Origin of the sequence: Exiguobacterium sp. s95 (assembly GCF_018618655.1) — a bacterium.
Taxonomy (GTDB): Bacteria; Bacillota; Bacilli; order Exiguobacteriales; family Exiguobacteriaceae; genus Exiguobacterium_A; species Exiguobacterium_A oxidotolerans.
Genome location: NZ_JACSMM010000002.1, coordinates 281,432 through 298,251, shown reverse-complemented (window position 1 = coordinate 298,251; position 16,820 = coordinate 281,432). Strand labels below are relative to the sequence as shown.

Below are 16,820 nucleotides of genomic sequence, written 5' to 3'. Positions count from 1 at the left end.
TTACTTCGCAGCTTTTGCTGCGGCGATCGCCGCATCAAAATTCACTTCGTCTGTCGATTCTGGCATATATTCGACATAGACGACTTGATTTGCTGAATCAATAACGAATACCGAACGAGCTAGCAAACGAAGTTCTTCAATCGCGACGCCATAGCTATGCCCAAACGATAAATCACGGTGATCCGATAATGTTACGACATTATCAAGCCCGCTTGCGGCACACCAGCGACGTTGTGCGAACGGAAGGTCGTTTGAGATTGTCAACACTGTCACGCCATCGATTTGTGCTGCTTCTTCATTGAACTTACGTGTTTGAGCGTCACAGACGCCCGTATCGATCGATGGAACGACGCTAATCATACGAATTCCTTTGTATGTATCGCGCGAAACCGGCGAAAGATCGTTAGCGAGTACCTCGAAGTCTGGTGCTTGTTGTCCGACTTCAACTTGTGTACCAAGTAATGTAATATCATTTCCTTTAAACGTTGCCATGTGTATTCCCCATTTCCCCATGTTGTCTTTCAAATGCATTTCCAATCTTACTATAGGAATGTTCGCCTTATAACGCAAGCTTTCTGACGAACTTCCTAGCTATCGGTTCCCGATTTCTGAAAAAACAGTTATAATGAAAGAGTACATGAAACGCTTTCAAGGGGGAATTGACCATGGCTCGAAACAATGTCTACCTGTATTACCGAAATAAACAAAGACACGAGACGCAGGTACGTAAATTAGTTGAAGTCGGCAAGCGATACGGATTGAATGTCGTCCAGGATCATAAACAAGCAAATATCATCGTTTCAATCGGTGGTGACGGCGCGTTTCTTCAAGCAGCTCGCTTTACAGGCTTCCGTGACGATGCCATCTATGTCGGTTTCTCAGAAGGTCCAAATTCCTTTTACTGTGACTTCGACATTAATGACCTGTCCTCCGTCGAAGCCATTTTCAAAGAAACAGGCGATCGCGTCTCGAATGGCGAAATTGAAGTCCGACGTTATCCATTGCTTGAAGCATCGATCAATGGCGGGCCAGGTATGCTTTGCCTCAATGAATGTTCCGTTAAATCGAGCATCATTAAATCACTCGCAATTGAAGTCTACATTGATGGATTCTTATTTGAAACGTTCCGTGGCGATGGTATGGTCATTTCGACGCCGACCGGATCGACCGCTTATAACAAGTCCTTGTCTGGTGCAATCGTCGATCCATTGATTCACTGCCTCCAAGTCAGCGAAATCGCATCCGTCAACAATAACCGCTACCGGACGCTCGGATCGGCTTTCCTCTTGAACCGCGGTCGTAAATTATCGCTTCGCATCATCGAAGACGGAAACGACTATCCGATCATCGGGATGGACAATGAAGCGTTAAGCTTAAAACGAACGGACTCCGTCGACATCCAATTGTCCGATAAAGAATTAAAAACCGTCAAATTAACGAACAATACATTTTGGCACAAAATCCAACGGTCATTCTTATAAAACAAACAAAAACTTCCCTGTCCACCAAGGACAAGGAAGTTTTTTTATCACCTAAGGAACGTACAGAAAAGAACGTCTTGAATCGCTTTAAACCGCGAAAAGCGGATCATCGGTCATTTGATTGATAGAGGACGGAAACGTTCATCCTCGACTCCGAGGGGAAAGGAAGCGCGTCCGTCACAAGGGGTGGTGTTCATCTGACTATGAGTCATCCCCTTTTGAGGATTTACGGAACGAACGCAACCTCTTAAGTCGTTGTCAAAGATGCTTCCTGGCGATAGACCGTTTTTCCTTGTTGTACCGTTTCGACTAGTCGATTCGTAAGAATCTGTTCATCTGCAAGACGATAAAAATCTTCTTCGAAGATGACGAAGTCTGCATCATATCCAGGCAATAACATTCCTTTTCGTCCATGTGTCTCTGTTGCGACATGTGGATTTTTTGTGAATAATAACAATGCTTCGTACATTGAAAGAACTTCGTTCGATTTATTAATCCGCCCTGCTTTCCCCACGGTCGCTGCATAGAGCGCTCGGCGAACATCGGGACTTGAAATCGGCGCGTCAGAGCCTCCACACATTAAGGCTCCTGTGCCCGCTAGCGACTTCAAGCGATAGGCCGAGTCGAGACGCTTCAAACCGAGACGTGCTTCAGCAAAATCAGCATCATCTAACAAGAAGACCGGTTGCACATCAATTAAGACGGGCAACTTCCGAATCCGTGCCAATAATTCAGGTCGTACGACCGTTGCGTGAATAATACGATCGCGCGTCCCTTTCGGAGCCGGATACTTTTCAAGCACATCCACGAAACGTTCGATTGCAAGATCTCCGATGACGTGCGCCGCGACAGTGAAACCGTAACTTCGTGCTCGCTTCACGAGTTGTTCAAGTTGGTCCTGCGAGTGAACTTCAATGCCACGCGTCGTCGGGTCGTCCGAATAGCCACGATGCAATAATGCCGTTCTTCCACCGAGGGCACCATCGACAAATAATTTCATCGCTCCAATTGAGAGCGTGTCAGGGAGAACAGGGTTTGCTTGAATGAATTCATCAAGGACGAGATGATGCACGAGAAGATGGGCATGAAAACCCGTTTCTTCCGTCACTTCTTTATAAGCTGATAAGACTTCGTTTAATGCACCGTGATAAGATAAATCCTCTGTATGTGCCGCCACGATCCCATGACGATATAAGTCTTTGATTGCCGCGCGCAACGATGATTTGTTTCGTTCCGTCGATCCTGCTTGCAACGCATAGAGCGGTTCCATTGCTGCATCATAAAGAAAACCATCTGCTTCCCCTGAATCGAGCAAACCGATTTTCCCACCCTCGATGACCGTTGATGCTTTATATCCCAATTGTTCAAACAATACGTCATTGACGAGTACCGTATGCCGATCCGTCCGCTTTAGTAAAGCTGGTTCTGTCGGGAACAGTTGATTCAACCAAGCTTTTGTTGGCGCTTGATCTAGCTTGGTCTCGTCGTAGCCTTCTGCCACATGAATTCCATTGATCGCTTCCGCTTTTAAAAAGGCCTGTCCGAGTTCTTCTAGCGTCATGTAACGCGAAGCATCGACACGACCTATCGCTTCGCCATATCCAATGAGGTGGATGTGCGCATCGGTAAAGGCAGGATAGACGGCTTTGCCATTCAGATTCTCAATCGACTCGACGCGTTTACCGAAACGTCGCCGTAACTTCCCCTCATCCCCCATGGCTACAATCCGACCTGCTTCGATAAACATCGCCGGATGAACATCATGTTCATGCGCCATCGTTCGAATGATTCCGTTTACATAAAGTATTCCCATCTTAATCGCTCCTTTTTTTTACGAAAACAGGGTGACCGCGGCGGCCACCCTGAGTTGTCAGTGATGATTACATATGAATCGTTTCTTGCTTGGCACATGCTTGTTTGATTCGTTCAATTGATTGTGGATCAAATTGTTCGAGGACACGTTCCCCTAGTAAAATCGCACGTTCGTAATCGCCAGCGAGGAATTTCGTCTCAGCAATCGTCAACGACATATGTATCTCATTATCATTGCGACGGAAACGATTCGCGTACTGGACAAGTCGTTCTGCATAAGTGACTTCGAACACTAATGTATCTATCCGTTCTTGCAATTGTTTAAACGTCAACTTGACATCTTCGCTTTGCGAAACGATGTAACCGACATTAAACGGAATCTCCTCAAAACGTGCCTCGAGCGTCTGTAACGAACGACTCGCTGTTTGAAGCGCTTCTTCGACATCTTGCGGCATCTTCGGTAACCCGAGCCGTTTCAATCGTAACCGGGCACTAGAGGATGCATGACGCCATTCATTGATGCGTTCGCGTACTTCCAGCTCTTCTTTGCGTAGTGCTTGGAGTTCGATACTGAACCGTTCGTATTGAATCGTTAATTGTTCTTCCAGCCGAATGGCATCACGCATCTGATCTTCTAACATGCTGAACGGAATGATTCGGCTAGCGATGGATTCGTCTAAATCCTTTGCTGCCCCAAACAACATCTCTTCATCGCGCTGAATCGACTCGTAATGCTCTCCTAAGTCAGCTGAAATCTCATACTGTTCACGGAGCGAACTAAATTCTTGCGCCAATTGGTGGACTTTTTCACGCATCCGCAGTGCTTTTTGTTTCAAGACTTGATTTTCTTTTTTCACATGATGACGCGCGTCGACTTCACGACGGAACGTATCGTACATCTGGTCGACATCAGCCGAAAGTTGCTGGACGCGTTCTTCTAAATCGTCCATTTCTAGAAATTCAAGTTTTTTAACTAGGTTGAGGCGTGTTTCCTCAAATCGTTTAATATCCGACTGCATGCCAAGCGGCTCAAGCGGATAGCCATCCAGCGTCATTTCATTATATCCGGCGCTCAATTGGTCGATTCGTTGACGTAACTCATGTGCCAGGACTTTCCAATGATTCGGAATCACTTCGACTAATTGACGCGTCTGTGCGACTCGTTCTTCAAGCTGAAGGCTTGTTTCATACGCTTTCGTCACTTCACCTGCTTCCTCAAAAGCAGACATTTCTGTACGCAACTGATCGATTTCTTCACTGCGTTCTTCAAGTTTCGCTAATGCCGGACCAAACGACGTCGCTTGTAGGAGCAACGATTTACGGACTTGACCTGAATCTGTCTCACCTTGCGCTTTCAATGAAGTCAATGCAGATTGATTATTTTTAAACGTCTCCATCTCACGCAGCATCTCATCGATTAACCCTTCAAGCTCACCGATTAATTGTTCCGTTACTTCTAAATCATTCTTGACGGCAAGGAAATGATATTTATCGAGCCCTTCTTCCGCTCGATACAATGTTTCATCGATTTGCGCGACGTGGACTGTCAACAGTTCCTCCCAAGCCTGATGCCAGGAAGTGAATTTCGTCTCCGTCTCGCCCGCCATCGGAAGCTGCTTTAATTCTTGTAGCTCCTTCGGAATTGATGCGCTAATAATCCCCTGTTTGCGCATATCTAGCTCGTCAATTTTTGTATAATATTTTTTTCGACTAATCATGCTAAATAACATGACGAGTAATACGATGACGATGACACCAATCACCCATGCCCACATTTGTCACGACCTCCACCCTATCAAGCGATTCCATTTTTCAACAATTTCGCTTTTAATCTTATCCTTATAATAGTATAGCGCAACCGATTTGCATAGATTTACTAAGGCTTTTCCTGATTTCTTCCACAGATTACAGCGTCTCGCCGAGAAATCAATTGTTTGTCAGCATCTTTAAAACTCGGGTAAGATAGATTAAATATGATTTTTCAGGAGGAATCTTAATGATGTTTGAGACAACGACGTATGATGGTGACCGAACAAAACAATATGACATGCTGAATAAGCAACTTGATGCTTTACTGACCGGAGAAACGAATCAAATTGCCAATCTTTCAAATGCGAGTGCGTTACTTGGTCAATTTCTCGATCGAACGAACTGGGTCGGCTTCTATTTAACGGACGCAGAACAAAATCAACTCGTTCTCGGACCATTCCAAGGCTTACCTGCTTGTGTCCGGATTCCATTCGGTCGTGGTGTCTGCGGTACAGCGGCAGAAGATCAAACGACACAACTCGTCATGGATGTCCATGCTTTCCCAGGCCATATCGCGTGTGATGCGGCAACGAATTCAGAAATCGTCATTCCATTAATTAAAGATGGAAAAACGATTGGTGTCCTCGATATCGACAGTCCTGAACTGAATCGTTTTGACGAAACCGATCAAGCCGGCCTTGAAGCCTTTAGCGAAATTCTTCTTCGTCATATTTGATTGACAGCAGGAATAAGCAGACGTATACTTGTAAAAGTGCAGAAATGATAACGATAGCGGTCAAATCGCTTGCGTATCACATTTCATGACTCGGCTTTGCCGGAGGGGCATCGTGTAACTTTGCTATCAAGCGAGGGTGCCACACCATGAAATGGGCGTAACGTGGGTTTGATGGCGTTATTATTTTTATGCAAATAATAACGAACACTAAGGAGGAGTCTTATTATGGCTCGCTATACAGGTCCAGCTTGGAAACTTTCACGTCGTCTCGGTATCTCTCTTACTGAAACAGGAAAAGAAATCGCAAAACGTCCGTACGCTCCAGGACAACACGGTAACAGCCGTCGCAAAATGTCTGAGTACGGTCTTCAACTTCAAGCGAAGCAAACGCTTCGTCACATGTACGGAGTAAACGAACGCCAATTCAACCGTATCTTCAACGATGCTGGCAAAATGCCTGGTATCCACGGTGAGAACTTCATGTTCTTACTTGAAGCACGTCTTGACAACGTCGTTTACCGTATGGGTATGGCTCGTACACGTCGTGCTGCTCGTCAGCTCGTCAACCACGGTCACATCCAAGTTGATGGCGCTCGCGTCGACATCCCGTCGTTCCGCGTGAAACCAGGTCAAACGATCTCAGTTCGCGAAAAATCGAAGAACTTTGTCGTTATCAAAGAAGCACTCGAAGTTGCTCCAGCAACTAAAGACTTCGTTACTTTCGATGCTGAGAAGCTCGAAGGAACGTTCGTCCGTCTTCCAGAGCGTTCTGAATTGAACGATCAAATCCAAGAACAACTCGTCGTTGAGTACTACTCACGTTAATCTGTTGTTTTTAGCACTCACTTCGGTGGGTGCTTTTTTTGTGTCCTTTTAACATTTTTTAAAAATAGTAGTTGCATCATTTTCTTTTTGTGTTAACCTTTTATTTATATTGGTTAACACAAAAAAAAAAAGAAAAGAGGCCCTCATCCATCATGAAAACAAAAGATCTTACATTTACTGCACTCGGTGCTGCAATCATCTCAGCCATTAGTTTACTACCACAACTTCAACTCGTCGGACCTGTACCGATCACACTCCAGATGCTCGCCATCATGACGGTCAGTGCCATTCTCGGTGCGAAGCGCGGCGGGCTTGCCGTCTTGATTTTTTTGCTGCTCGCTGCTGCCGGATTACCACTTCTCGGAGGCAAAGGTGGTCTTGCGCCGTTCGTCGGACCGACCGTAGGGTATTTAGTCGCCTTCCCGATTGCCGGCTTCTTCATCGGCTATGTCGCCGAACGAACGACTCGCTTCATCCCATTGTTTTTTGGAATGGTCGTTTTCGGACTCGGTCTCGTTTACTTACTCGGAACATTCGGTTTAATGCTCGTCCTACATTTATCATTCATGGATGCCCTCGTCATTAATGTCCCGTTCATCATCGGTGATACGCTAAAAGCGTTACTTGCCACGACGATCGCCGTTCGTTTATTACCACTCCGTATTTTTAGAACAGCCTAAGCAAAAAGAACGCTGACGAGCATTCGTCAGCGTTCTTTTTTGTTATATCACTTACGCATGTTCAAGTACGAAGTATTTCTTTTTCCCACGACGGATGATCGTGAAGTCACCAATCGCATCTTGCTTCGTGATCTCTTTCGTCAACTCTTGTTCACGGTCTCCATTGATGTAGATTGCGCCATTCGTCACGTCTTCTCGCGCTTGACGCTTCGAAGGACTGATTTTCGCTTCGACGAGTACGTCGACGAGATTCGTTGCTTCACCAAGCGTAAAGCGCGGCATCCCTTTAAAGGCATCTGCGATATCATCTGCCTTTAACGATTTGATGTCGCCACTAAAGAGTGCTTTCGTGATTCGTTCTGCCTGTTCAAGTGCGTCGCTGCCATGAACGAGTTTCGTCATCTCTTCTGCCAGGCGGCGCTGGGCAATCCGTTTTTCAGGTGCCGTTTCCACTTCCGCTTGCAATCCTTCCAGTTCTTCGTGTGTCAAGAACGTAAAGTATTTCAGGAATTTGACGACATCAAGGTCATCGACGTTGAACCAAAACTGGTAAAACTCGTACGGTGTCGTTTTTTCCGCATCGAGCCATACTGCCCCGCCTGCTGTTTTCCCGAATTTTTGCCCGTCTGATTTCGTGACGAGTGGTACAGTGATGCCGAATGCTTTCTCTTCATGACCAACGCGTCGGATCAGTTCCATCCCTGCTGTAATGTTTCCCCACTGATCACTTCCGCCGACCTGGAGTCGGCACCCTTCGTTTTCATATAGCTTTAAGAAATCAAATGATTGTAATAGCATGTACGAAAACTCTGTGAAAGAAATCCCGTTCTGAAGGCGTGAATCAACAGAGTCTTTCGCTAGCATGTAGCTGATTGGGAAGTGTTTTCCGATATCGCGTAAGAAATCGATGATCGTTAAATCTTTTGTCCAATCCAGGTTGTTCGCAATCGTCACAGGGTTTTCGCCATCCAGCGGTAAAAAGCGTGATAATTGCCCTTTGATGCGGTTCGCAAATTCTTCGACGATATCCGACGTGTTCAGTGATCGTTCTGTCGACCGCCCACTTGGATCTCCAATCATCCCGGTTGCGCCACCGACGAGACCGACCACGTGGTGCCCCGCCTCTTGGAAACGGCGTAGAACGAGAATTGGTAACAGGTGTCCGATATGCAATGAATCTGCTGTCGGGTCGAATCCCGTGTACAGTGTTGTCGGACTTGCCAGGAGTTCTTTAACACCTTCTTCATCTGTCATTTGGCTGATTAGGCCGCGAAACTCTAAATCCTCAAGTAACGTCATCTGTTTTCCCCCTAAAAAAATTGTATAAAAAAACCGCCCCTCCGACTGAACGAAGGGACGGAATATTCCGTGGTACCACCCTAATTGCATGCAACACATGCCACTTAGATCGTCGATAACGGGACGGTCCGCCTGATTTCTCAAGAAGCTCCTGGAGACGTAATTCATGAACACGCTATGTCCTAGTTCGCAGCACCACTAGGTCTCTGATACAGGGAGCGTTCCATTACTAATTCCAATCACAGCTGATTTTTTTCGTATATTTTTCATAAGATGTTTTCATGATACGTCGAAGTAGAATCGACTGTCAAGAGACATTGTCACGTTTCAGTTGTGGTATAATACGTCTATCTGTGATTTAATGTTAATTTACACCCAAGTTTAAGATGTAAAGGAGATCATTTATGCGCGAGAACTGGTCCAAGTTTTGGAATCATCCCCGAACGAAAGCCGTTCGGCACTGGTCGAATATCACATATGACGTATCTTGGAATATCATTTTATTCCTCATCATTGCTGTCCTACTGATTGGGAGTTTTTCTGTCGGTGCAGCAGGCGGCTATTTCGCTTCGCTCGTCAAAGATACAAAAGCACCAGAATTAACGGAAATGAAGCAACAAGTTAATAGTTATGCCATTACGAGTGAAATTTACTGGGGCAGTGGCGAAAAGTTGACGAACATTTCAACAGATGAAGAACGTCAACCGGTCAACATCAAAGAAATTTCACCTTACCTGCTAGACGCTGTTCTTTCGACGGAAGATGTCGATTTTTATGAACATGATGGCGTCGTACCGAAAGCAACACTCCGGGCAGTCTTACAGGAGTTAACGAACTCGTCTTCTCGGACGGGTGGCAGTACGTTGACACAACAATTGATTAAAAACCAGATTTTAACGAATGAAGTTTCATTCGAACGGAAAGCAAAAGAAATCATCTTAGCACTTCGTCTCGAAAATGCGATGACGAAGGATGAAATTCTACAAGCCTATTTAAACGTTGTCTCATTCGGTCGAAACTCTCTCGGACGAAATATTGCCGGAATCGAAGCCGCCTCTCGTGGTGTCTTCAATAAATCCGCGAAAAAACTGACATTACCACAAGCAGCCTTCTTAGCAGGCATTCCGAAAAACCCGTATTATTACACACCCTACCTTCAAGGTGGTGTCGTCAAAGAAGATTTGACAGCAAGTACGAACCGGATGAAAACTGTTCTAAAACGGATGTATGTCGCAAAAAACATTACGAAAAAGCAATATGAAAAAGCCGTCAAATACGATATCACAAAAGACTTCGCCAAAACGTCAACACGTTCGCGTGATACGTACCCGTACGTTTACGATCTTGCTGAAAAAGAAGCTTTGAAAATCATGACGAGCTATTTCATGAAAAAGGATGGCGTCAAAGAAGATGAAGTAAAACCATCCGAACTCGCAGAAGTCAAAGCAAACTATCAGGAACAGGCTTTAGTTGCCATGCGTCAAGGCGGATACAAGATTCACTTGACACTTGATAAGAAAATTCACGAGGCGATGCAGGCACCGGCTAAAAATGCTGCCAACTTCCCTGCTTCTCCACAATACACGCAAGTCGTTGATCCAAAAACGAAAAAGACGGTCTCGAAAAAAGATCCAGAAGAAACGGCTGCTGTCATGATTCAAAATGAGACAGGTCGTATCTTAGGCTTCGTCGGTGGACGTTACACGGATGGAACGGCGGATGATTTCAACCGCGCGTTCCAGGCAAAACGTCAAATCGGTTCGACAGCCAAACCAATTCTTGTTTATTCGAACGGTATCGAAAACGGCTTGATTACACCGGCTTCGACCGTTAATGATGAAAAGTATTATTATCAAACGGTTCCACGTCAACCAGGTGACAACCCAATCAACAATGAAGGCGGGCGTTACCGAGGTAATGTGACGGTCCGTGAGGCATTGGAACTTTCACTCAACGTTCCAGCCGTGAAGATTTACGAAAAAATGAATATGTCGAACTCGATTCAAAAACTAGTCGACATGGGTATTAAAGTTCCTGACAGCATCCGGTACGCACCATCTGCTGCTCTTGGAACGATGGAAATCACACCGGTTGAGCTTGCTGGTGCTTATGCGATGCTCGCGAACTACGGTGAATACGTCGAACCGTATATCATCTCGAAGATTACGAAAGACGGGAAAAGCATCTATAAAGCTAAATCGAAAAAAGAAAAAATCTACGAAGAGCGTACGGCTTATTTAACGCTTGATATGATGCGTGGTGTCTTTGATAACGGGACAGCTCGTTATGCGAACTCGTTATTAAAAGTACCTGGCGATTGGGCCGGTAAGACCGGAACGACGAACGAAATTAAGGACTCTTACCTCGTTGCTTCAACACCAGGGGTTACACTGGCGGTTTGGACGGGGCATGATCAAAACAACTCATTGATGGGTGCAACGACATATTACCAACGTACCCAGAACCTGTGGGCACAGATGGCAAATGCAACGTATGCTGCGAACAACAGTTACTTCAAGTCAGGTGCACGCTTCAATCAACCGGCTTCAGTAGACGCAGATGACTTCAAGAACTCAGGTTCATTCAAAGAAGAAGATAAAAAGAAAAAAGAAGCGGAAGCGAAGAAAAAAGCCGCTGAAGAAAAGAAAAAAGAGGCCGAGGCAAAAGAAAAAGAAGCAGACGCGAAGAAGAAAGACGACGCTGAAGCGCAAGCAAAAGCTGACGCTGAAAAGAAAGCTGCTGAAGATAAAGCAGCCGATGCGGACGCGAAAAAAGCGGCCGATGCCAAAGCGAAAGCTGATGCAGAGGCTAAGAAAAAAGCGGCTGACGACAAGGCGAAAGCCGATGCGGAGGCTAAGAAGAAAGAAGCAGAGGCGAAGGCTGATGCTGAAAAGAAAGCAAAAGAAGACGACAAAAAAACTGAATGAAGCCATTCAAAAAAACGGAGTTCACGTAACAGTGAACTTCGTTTTTTTGTTCATATTAAAAAACTACCAACGAAGCATCGTTGGTAGTTCAAGAACAGTCAATCCTATATGTCACTTACTCTGACATCATTCTTCCATCGTCGAGAGGTCACCCGCTTCAAGATTTAGTTCCCACGCCTTCAAGACACGGCGCATGATTTTACCACTCCGGGTTTTCGGTAGCTTGTCTCGGAAGTCAATCTCACGTGGCGCCGCATGTGCTGCCAGTCCTTCTTTGACGAACGCCTGAATTTCTTGTTTCAATTCTTCAGTCGGTTCATAGCCGTCTCGTAACGAAATGAAGGCTTTGATGATTTCACCACGTACTGGATCCGGTTTCCCGATGACACCGGCTTCTGCAACTGCCGGGTGCTCGACAAGACGACTTTCAACTTCGAACGGTCCCACCCGTTCTCCTGCCGTCATGATGACATCATCGACGCGTCCTTGGAACCAGAAGTATCCTTCATCATCCATATATGCAGAATCTCCTGAAACGTACCATCCTTTGAAGAAGTATGATTCATACTTTTGTGGATTATTCCAGATTTGCCGCATCATGGATGGCCACGGTGTTTTCAAAGCTAAATTGCCCATTCTAAACGGAGGTAACTCATTCCCTTGATCATCGATGATTGCAGCTTTTGTCCCAGGAATCGGTTTCCCCATCGACCCTGGTTTGATGTCCATCGATTTGTAGTTGCAAATCATCATTGCCCCTGTTTCCGTCATCCACCACGTATCATGGATGCGTTGGTCGAATGCTTCTTTTCCCCAACGAACGACTTCTGGGTTGAGCGGTTCTCCGACGGATAACACGTGCCGTAAGCTCGACAAGTCATGTGTTTGTGCGACGTCTGCGCCGGCCCCCATCAGCATCCGGAATGCGGTCGGTGCACTATACCAAACCGTTACCTTGTATTTTTCAATGACACTGTACCAAAACTCTGGATTGAACCGACCACCGACGATGACATTCGTCGCACCATTTAAGAACGGGGCAAAAATCCCATAACTCGTCCCCGTCACCCAGCCTGGATCTGCTGTACACCAATAGATATCATCTTCCTGAAGGTCAAGAACCCAACGTCCGGTCATCATGTGTTGAATCATAGCATTTTGAGCGTGTAAGACCCCTTTTGGTTTTCCCGTCGACCCAGACGTATAATGTAAGATGAGACCGTCTTCCCGGTCGAGCCAAACCGGTTCGAACACATCTGACGCGGACTCGAACGCTGCCCGGAAGTCCAGTAGCCGATCTGTCGTCTCGATGTCTTCATCGACTAAAAAGACGGATTCGAGTGTCGATAACTCTTCAAGCGGAACACGTGGTAATAATGCTTTCGTCGTAATCAACATCTTTGCTTCAGAATCAAGCAAGCGGTCGCGTACAGCTTGTTCCATGAAGGCTTCAAACAACGGACCGACGATTGCTCCGACTTTCAAGGCACCGAGCAACGCAAAATAAAGTTCTGGCGAACGTGGCATGAAGATAAAAATTCGGTCTCCTGCTTTGATTCCAGCATCCGTCAAAACGTTTGCCGCTTTGTTCGTCAAACGTTTCATGTCAGCATACGTAAAAGTTTGCTCCGTCGTTCCATCAAAGTAAATCAGAGCTTTTTTATTCGCTCGTTCACCTTCAGCATGACGGTCAATTGCTTCATGGGCCATATTGACTTTCCCCGTCGTTGCCCATGAAAAATATTGTTCCGCTTCTTGCCAATCGTATGACGCCGATTCATTATAGTCGGATAACCAATGCTTACCCGGAAGCGCTTTCAAAACTTTCATCTCTCGTTCCTCCCCTTCTCTATACTCCTCTCCATTATAAGCTAGTTATGGTGTAGTTCAATCGATTGCCGTTAATTTGTTAAAAAATGCCTCTCTTTCGATAAGGCGCTTCGGCTATAATAAAGAGAAAGGTGGTGACGCTTACATGTTTGAAAAACAATTCAATCATCGTACTCATGAAACATCGCTCGGTCCAGTTGAAATCGAAGGACCTGTCGCGAGTAAACAACTCGCCACTTACCTCCTCGATGATGGTTTAACTGCCTTCAGGCAACCGAAAGAGCAGCATCAAGCGCTCCTTGAAATCGCGGATTTAGATGAAGGACGGATCATTATCGCCAGGCAAAATCAAGAAATCATCGGCTATGTCACATTCCTTTACCCTGATCCCTATGAGACATGGAGCGAAGGAAATAATCCATATATTTTAGAGCTAGGTGCGATTGAAGTGTCTGCTCGTTTTCGCGGTCAACAGATTGGTAAAAAGCTTCTCGAGGTATCGATGCTCGATCCGGCCATGGAAAACTACTTAATCTTGACGACCGAGTATTACTGGCATTGGGATTTAAAAGGCAGTGGACTATCTGTTTGGGACTATCGAAAAATCATGGAAAAGATGATGAACCACGGGGGTCTCGTCTTTTTCCCGACCGATGATCCAGAGATTGCATCGCATCCGGCTAATTGTTTAATGGCACGTATCGGGAAACATGTCGCACCAGAAGTCGTCGCTCATTTCGATGCTTTACGGCTCCGCCGTCGCTTCATGTACGATTAAAGGAGGAATAGCATGTTAATCGAACAAATCATGAAGACGAATTGTATTACGATTCAACCAACAAATTCTATTGCGCATGCCGCAGAATTGATGCAACGTCATGAGATTCGCCATATTCCCGTGACAAACGCCCGTCATGAACTTGTCGGTCTCATCGGTCTAAAAGAGCTCCAAAGTGCAAGCAGTGTCTTTCATCCAGATACCCTTCACGTTGATCAACAAAATTCCGTTTCAAGTATCATGCAACAAACTCCTATCACGGCACACCCGCTTGATTTCATTGAAGACGCCGCGATTTTATTTTATGAACATCGCTTATCTTGCTTACCGATTGTTCGGGGACGGCGTCTCGTCGGCTTAATGACAGAAACCGATTTGCTTCGGACATTCGTTCAATTAACAGGAGCGCTCGAGCCGAGCTCACAAATCGAAGTGCGTGTTGAAAATACAGCGGGTACATTAGCAAAGATTGCGAATCTACTCGCCAAAACGAATATCAATATCTTAAATGTCCTCGTGTATCCTACGCCTGATCCGTATGTCCGCATCGTCGCTTTTCGTGTCCAGACGATGAATCCGATTCGAATCATCGAAAAGTTACGGAAGGAAGGATTCGATGTACTCGGTCCCGACGTCAGCCGATGAAAGAGTTTGCTTATATTTACAGTGAGGAAGAAACGAATTATCGTTTTTCCGATACACATCCTTTCAACCCAATTCGACTGGACTTGACCGTCTCTCTCTTAGAGACGATGGGGGCACTCAAGGACGTCGACTGTATCGCACCACGTCGCGCAACGGATGAGGAGTTACGACTCGTACATGATGCCGATTATATTCAAGCCGTCAAGCTGGCGGGTCAAGGTGAACTGACGCCAATGAAGGCACAGATGTATGGGCTAGCAACAGAAGATACACCCGTCTTCCCTGACATGCATGAAGGTGCCGCACTACTCGTCGGTGGAACAATTGAGGCTTGCGAACTCGTCTTGTCCGGACGATATAAACGGACATTTCATATCGCGGGTGGTCTGCACCATGGTTTTCGTGGTCGTGCTTCAGGATTTTGTATCTACAACGATACAGCAGTCGCCATGGCGGCGATGATTGAAAAATATGCGTGTCGTATTCTTTATGTCGATACCGATGCGCACCATGGCGATGGTGTCCAGTGGGCTTTTTATAATCGTTCCGATGCCATGACGCTGTCACTGCATGAAACAGGACGTTATCTCTTCCCGGGGACAGGTATGGTGACAGAGCGCGGATCTGAAGAGGGTTATGGCTTCAGTTGGAACATTCCATTTGATGCTTTTACGGAAGACGCTTCGTTTTTACTCGCCTATCGGACTGCCTTGTTCGAAGCCTGTGAGTTGTTCCAACCTGACTTGATCATTACGCAAAATGGTGCCGATGCCCACGCGCTTGATCCATTGACTCACTTGTCGCTCACGATGAAAAGTTATGAACAAATTCCGCAAATCGCTGTCGAAGCAGCAAACCGTTATACGAAAGGCCGGATTGTCGCTTTAGGCGGAGGAGGATACGATTGGTACCGTGTCGTTCCCCGCGCCTGGAGTCAAGTCTTCGCAGCTTTGACAAATCGTGCACCATTTAGTGGGGACCTCCCGAAAGACTGGATTGAGCGATGGACAAAACAGAGTACGACGGTTCCGACCACGTGGGCAGATCAATTGCCAGCATACCCTTCGATTCCCCGTCGACCTGAAATTGAGGAAAAAAACTGGGAAACCGTTAAACGACTCCTATGGCCATTTATCGATGACGCGAAAAAAGACCGTTTATCAGAAGCTTCACCCTACTCGAGTGATTAAAAATTGTCCTGTACTTTTCACATATACTTCGTTCGGATTTCACAAGTTATTGGTATACTAAATAAGGTTTCAATACTTTACATAGTAAATGAATAATTGGGGGACTGAACATGAAGAAAATGATGGGGATGAGTGTTGCCGTACTTGCAACTGGTCTATTTCTTGCAGGATGCAACAATAGCGAAGAAAAGGCGATGGACCACGACGCGATGCAAGGTAGTGGGAAACCGGCAGTCGACGTCAAAGTAGAGGTTCCAGCAAAAACGATGGCTGATGAAAAGGTCATATTTAAAGCAACTGCTGTCGAAGATAAAAAAGCAGTCAATGTAGAAGATGTGACGTTCGAGATTTGGAAAGCAGATGAAAAAGATACTGCTCATAAAAAAATTAAAGCTTCTTTGAAAAAAACGGGTTCTTACCAAGCAGAAGCAACACTCGCTGAAGGTGAATACGAAGGACTCTATCATATCAATGATAAAAAGGGTCTACACCACATGGATAAAATTTCTTTTACTGTAATGGATCATTCGCATGAAGAAGCTTCACACGACGATGCCGATCATGATCATGCTTCGAGCGAAAATCTTGCCGTTCACTATATGGGGGCAACGAAAGTCACGGCAGGTGCGACGCTCCCTGTATCGTTTCATATCTTTGAAGATGGAAAAGTCTTAAAAGCAGACGTTCAAGTCGAAGTCATCGAAGAAGGCGTCGAAAAACATACCTACATCCCGTTGACACTGAAAGAAGACATGTACGTCGGTCAAGTCAAATTAGCACAAGCTGGTCAAACGACGGTCCGGCTTCATGTTGAAAATGATCAGTTGCATCACCATCAAGATCAACTTATTACCGTGACACCTTAAAT

At 45.8% G+C, this 16,820-nt stretch carries 14 protein-coding genes and 1 other annotated feature; of the genes, 9 read left to right on the top strand and 5 right to left on the bottom strand.

What is annotated here, in order from left to right; all coding sequences use genetic code 11:
- Window positions 1-498 carry a thiol peroxidase gene (gene tpx, locus KNP99_RS06170; RefSeq protein ID WP_157898524.1) on the bottom strand — a complete coding sequence of 166 codons (498 nt, stop codon included), beginning with the start codon at window positions 496-498 and terminating at the stop codon, window positions 1-3.
- 167 nt (window positions 499-665) lie between these two features.
- Here tpx and KNP99_RS06165 point away from each other — a divergent pair, with 167 nt between their 5' ends.
- Window positions 666-1,481 (top strand): NAD kinase, encoded by an 816-nt coding sequence (locus KNP99_RS06165; protein ID WP_215193113.1) that lies wholly within the window; start codon window positions 666-668, stop codon window positions 1,479-1,481.
- Between the two features lie 247 nt (window positions 1,482-1,728).
- Here the strand turns inward: KNP99_RS06165 and KNP99_RS06160 are convergent, their stop codons facing one another.
- Together KNP99_RS06160 and ezrA are read right to left on the bottom strand one after the other, a co-directional pair.
- Window positions 1,729-3,294 carry an amidohydrolase gene (locus KNP99_RS06160; protein ID WP_214804337.1) on the bottom strand — a complete coding sequence of 522 codons (1,566 nt, stop codon included), beginning with the start codon at window positions 3,292-3,294 and terminating at the stop codon, window positions 1,729-1,731.
- A 67-nt stretch (window positions 3,295-3,361) separates the two neighbouring features.
- Window positions 3,362-5,068, bottom strand: a complete 1,707-nt coding sequence (gene ezrA, locus KNP99_RS06155) for a septation ring formation regulator EzrA (RefSeq protein WP_215193112.1) — start codon at window positions 5,066-5,068, stop codon at window positions 3,362-3,364.
- A 224-nt stretch (window positions 5,069-5,292) separates the two neighbouring features.
- Here ezrA and KNP99_RS06150 point away from each other — a divergent pair, with 224 nt between their 5' ends.
- The 3 genes from KNP99_RS06150 to KNP99_RS06140 all read left to right on the top strand — a co-directional run bounded on the left by KNP99_RS06150 (window position 5,293) and on the right by KNP99_RS06140 (window position 7,283).
- Complete coding sequence (locus tag KNP99_RS06150) at window positions 5,293-5,778, top strand: GAF domain-containing protein (RefSeq protein WP_088838511.1); 486 nt, start codon at window positions 5,293-5,295, stop codon at window positions 5,776-5,778.
- A gap of 225 nt (window positions 5,779-6,003) precedes the next feature.
- A complete protein-coding gene (gene rpsD / locus KNP99_RS06145; protein ID WP_012371102.1) occupies window positions 6,004-6,603 on the top strand; it encodes a 30S ribosomal protein S4 in 600 nt (199 codons plus the stop codon).
- A gap of 152 nt (window positions 6,604-6,755) precedes the next feature.
- The gene (locus tag KNP99_RS06140) at window positions 6,756-7,283 is read left to right on the top strand and encodes a biotin transporter BioY (RefSeq protein ID WP_088837624.1); all 528 of its coding nucleotides are present in this window, start codon (window positions 6,756-6,758) and stop codon (window positions 7,281-7,283) included.
- 51 nt (window positions 7,284-7,334) lie between these two features.
- On the opposite strand, the gene tyrS is transcribed toward KNP99_RS06140, so the two are convergent.
- Window positions 7,335-8,582 carry a tyrosine--tRNA ligase gene (gene tyrS / locus KNP99_RS06135; protein ID WP_215193111.1) on the bottom strand — a complete coding sequence of 416 codons (1,248 nt, stop codon included), beginning with the start codon at window positions 8,580-8,582 and terminating at the stop codon, window positions 7,335-7,337.
- Window positions 8,583-8,632: 50 nt separating this feature from the next.
- Window positions 8,633-8,834: a binding site (T-box leader), on the bottom strand.
- A gap of 152 nt (window positions 8,835-8,986) precedes the next feature.
- Between tyrS and KNP99_RS06130 the strand changes: the two genes are divergently transcribed.
- On the top strand, window positions 8,987-11,509 hold the full coding sequence (locus KNP99_RS06130) for a transglycosylase domain-containing protein (RefSeq protein ID WP_214766582.1): 2,523 nt from the start codon (window positions 8,987-8,989) through the stop codon (window positions 11,507-11,509).
- A gap of 126 nt (window positions 11,510-11,635) precedes the next feature.
- Here the strand turns inward: KNP99_RS06130 and acsA are convergent, their stop codons facing one another.
- On the bottom strand, window positions 11,636-13,339 hold the full coding sequence (acsA, locus tag KNP99_RS06125; protein ID WP_214807228.1) for an acetate--CoA ligase: 1,704 nt from the start codon (window positions 13,337-13,339) through the stop codon (window positions 11,636-11,638).
- A 145-nt stretch (window positions 13,340-13,484) separates the two neighbouring features.
- Here acsA and KNP99_RS06120 point away from each other — a divergent pair, with 145 nt between their 5' ends.
- The 4 genes from KNP99_RS06120 to KNP99_RS06105 all read left to right on the top strand — a co-directional run bounded on the left by KNP99_RS06120 (window position 13,485) and on the right by KNP99_RS06105 (window position 16,818).
- Complete coding sequence (locus KNP99_RS06120; protein ID WP_214766586.1) at window positions 13,485-14,117, top strand: GNAT family N-acetyltransferase; 633 nt, start codon at window positions 13,485-13,487, stop codon at window positions 14,115-14,117.
- Window positions 14,118-14,129: 12 nt separating this feature from the next.
- On the top strand, window positions 14,130-14,762 hold the full coding sequence (locus tag KNP99_RS06115) for an acetoin utilization AcuB family protein (protein WP_088837629.1): 633 nt from the start codon (window positions 14,130-14,132) through the stop codon (window positions 14,760-14,762).
- Window positions 14,759-15,952: an acetoin utilization protein AcuC gene (locus tag KNP99_RS06110; protein ID WP_215115531.1), complete on the top strand. Its 1,194-nt coding sequence runs from the start codon at window positions 14,759-14,761 to the stop codon at window positions 15,950-15,952. Before KNP99_RS06115 ends, KNP99_RS06110 begins: the two co-directional genes overlap by 4 nt.
- Window positions 15,953-16,062: 110 nt before the next feature.
- Window positions 16,063-16,818: a FixH family protein gene (locus tag KNP99_RS06105; RefSeq protein ID WP_214810608.1), complete on the top strand. Its 756-nt coding sequence runs from the start codon at window positions 16,063-16,065 to the stop codon at window positions 16,816-16,818.
- The last annotated feature ends 2 nt before the right edge of the window (window positions 16,819-16,820 follow it).

Bases quoted from the DNA above. Each gene is read 5' to 3' on its own strand.
- KNP99_RS06165 (WP_215193113.1), top strand. From the start codon at position 666: ATGGCTCGAAACAATGTCTACCTGTATTACCGAAATAAACAAAGACAC.
- KNP99_RS06160 (WP_214804337.1), bottom strand. From the start codon at position 3,294: ATGGGAATACTTTATGTAAACGGAATCATTCGAACGATGGCGCATGAA.
- ezrA (WP_215193112.1), bottom strand. From the start codon at position 5,068: ATGTGGGCATGGGTGATTGGTGTCATCGTCATCGTATTACTCGTCATG.
- KNP99_RS06150 (WP_088838511.1), top strand. From the start codon at position 5,293: ATGTTTGAGACAACGACGTATGATGGTGACCGAACAAAACAATATGAC.
- rpsD (WP_012371102.1), top strand. From the start codon at position 6,004: ATGGCTCGCTATACAGGTCCAGCTTGGAAACTTTCACGTCGTCTCGGT.
- KNP99_RS06140 (WP_088837624.1), top strand. From the start codon at position 6,756: ATGAAAACAAAAGATCTTACATTTACTGCACTCGGTGCTGCAATCATC.
- tyrS (WP_215193111.1), bottom strand. From the start codon at position 8,582: ATGACGTTACTTGAGGATTTAGAGTTTCGCGGCCTAATCAGCCAAATG.
- KNP99_RS06130 (WP_214766582.1), top strand. From the start codon at position 8,987: ATGCGCGAGAACTGGTCCAAGTTTTGGAATCATCCCCGAACGAAAGCC.
- acsA (WP_214807228.1), bottom strand. From the start codon at position 13,339: ATGAAAGTTTTGAAAGCGCTTCCGGGTAAGCATTGGTTATCCGACTAT.
- KNP99_RS06120 (WP_214766586.1), top strand. From the start codon at position 13,485: ATGTTTGAAAAACAATTCAATCATCGTACTCATGAAACATCGCTCGGT.
- KNP99_RS06115 (WP_088837629.1), top strand. From the start codon at position 14,130: ATGTTAATCGAACAAATCATGAAGACGAATTGTATTACGATTCAACCA.
- KNP99_RS06110 (WP_215115531.1), top strand. From the start codon at position 14,759: ATGAAAGAGTTTGCTTATATTTACAGTGAGGAAGAAACGAATTATCGT.
- KNP99_RS06105 (WP_214810608.1), top strand. From the start codon at position 16,063: ATGAAGAAAATGATGGGGATGAGTGTTGCCGTACTTGCAACTGGTCTA.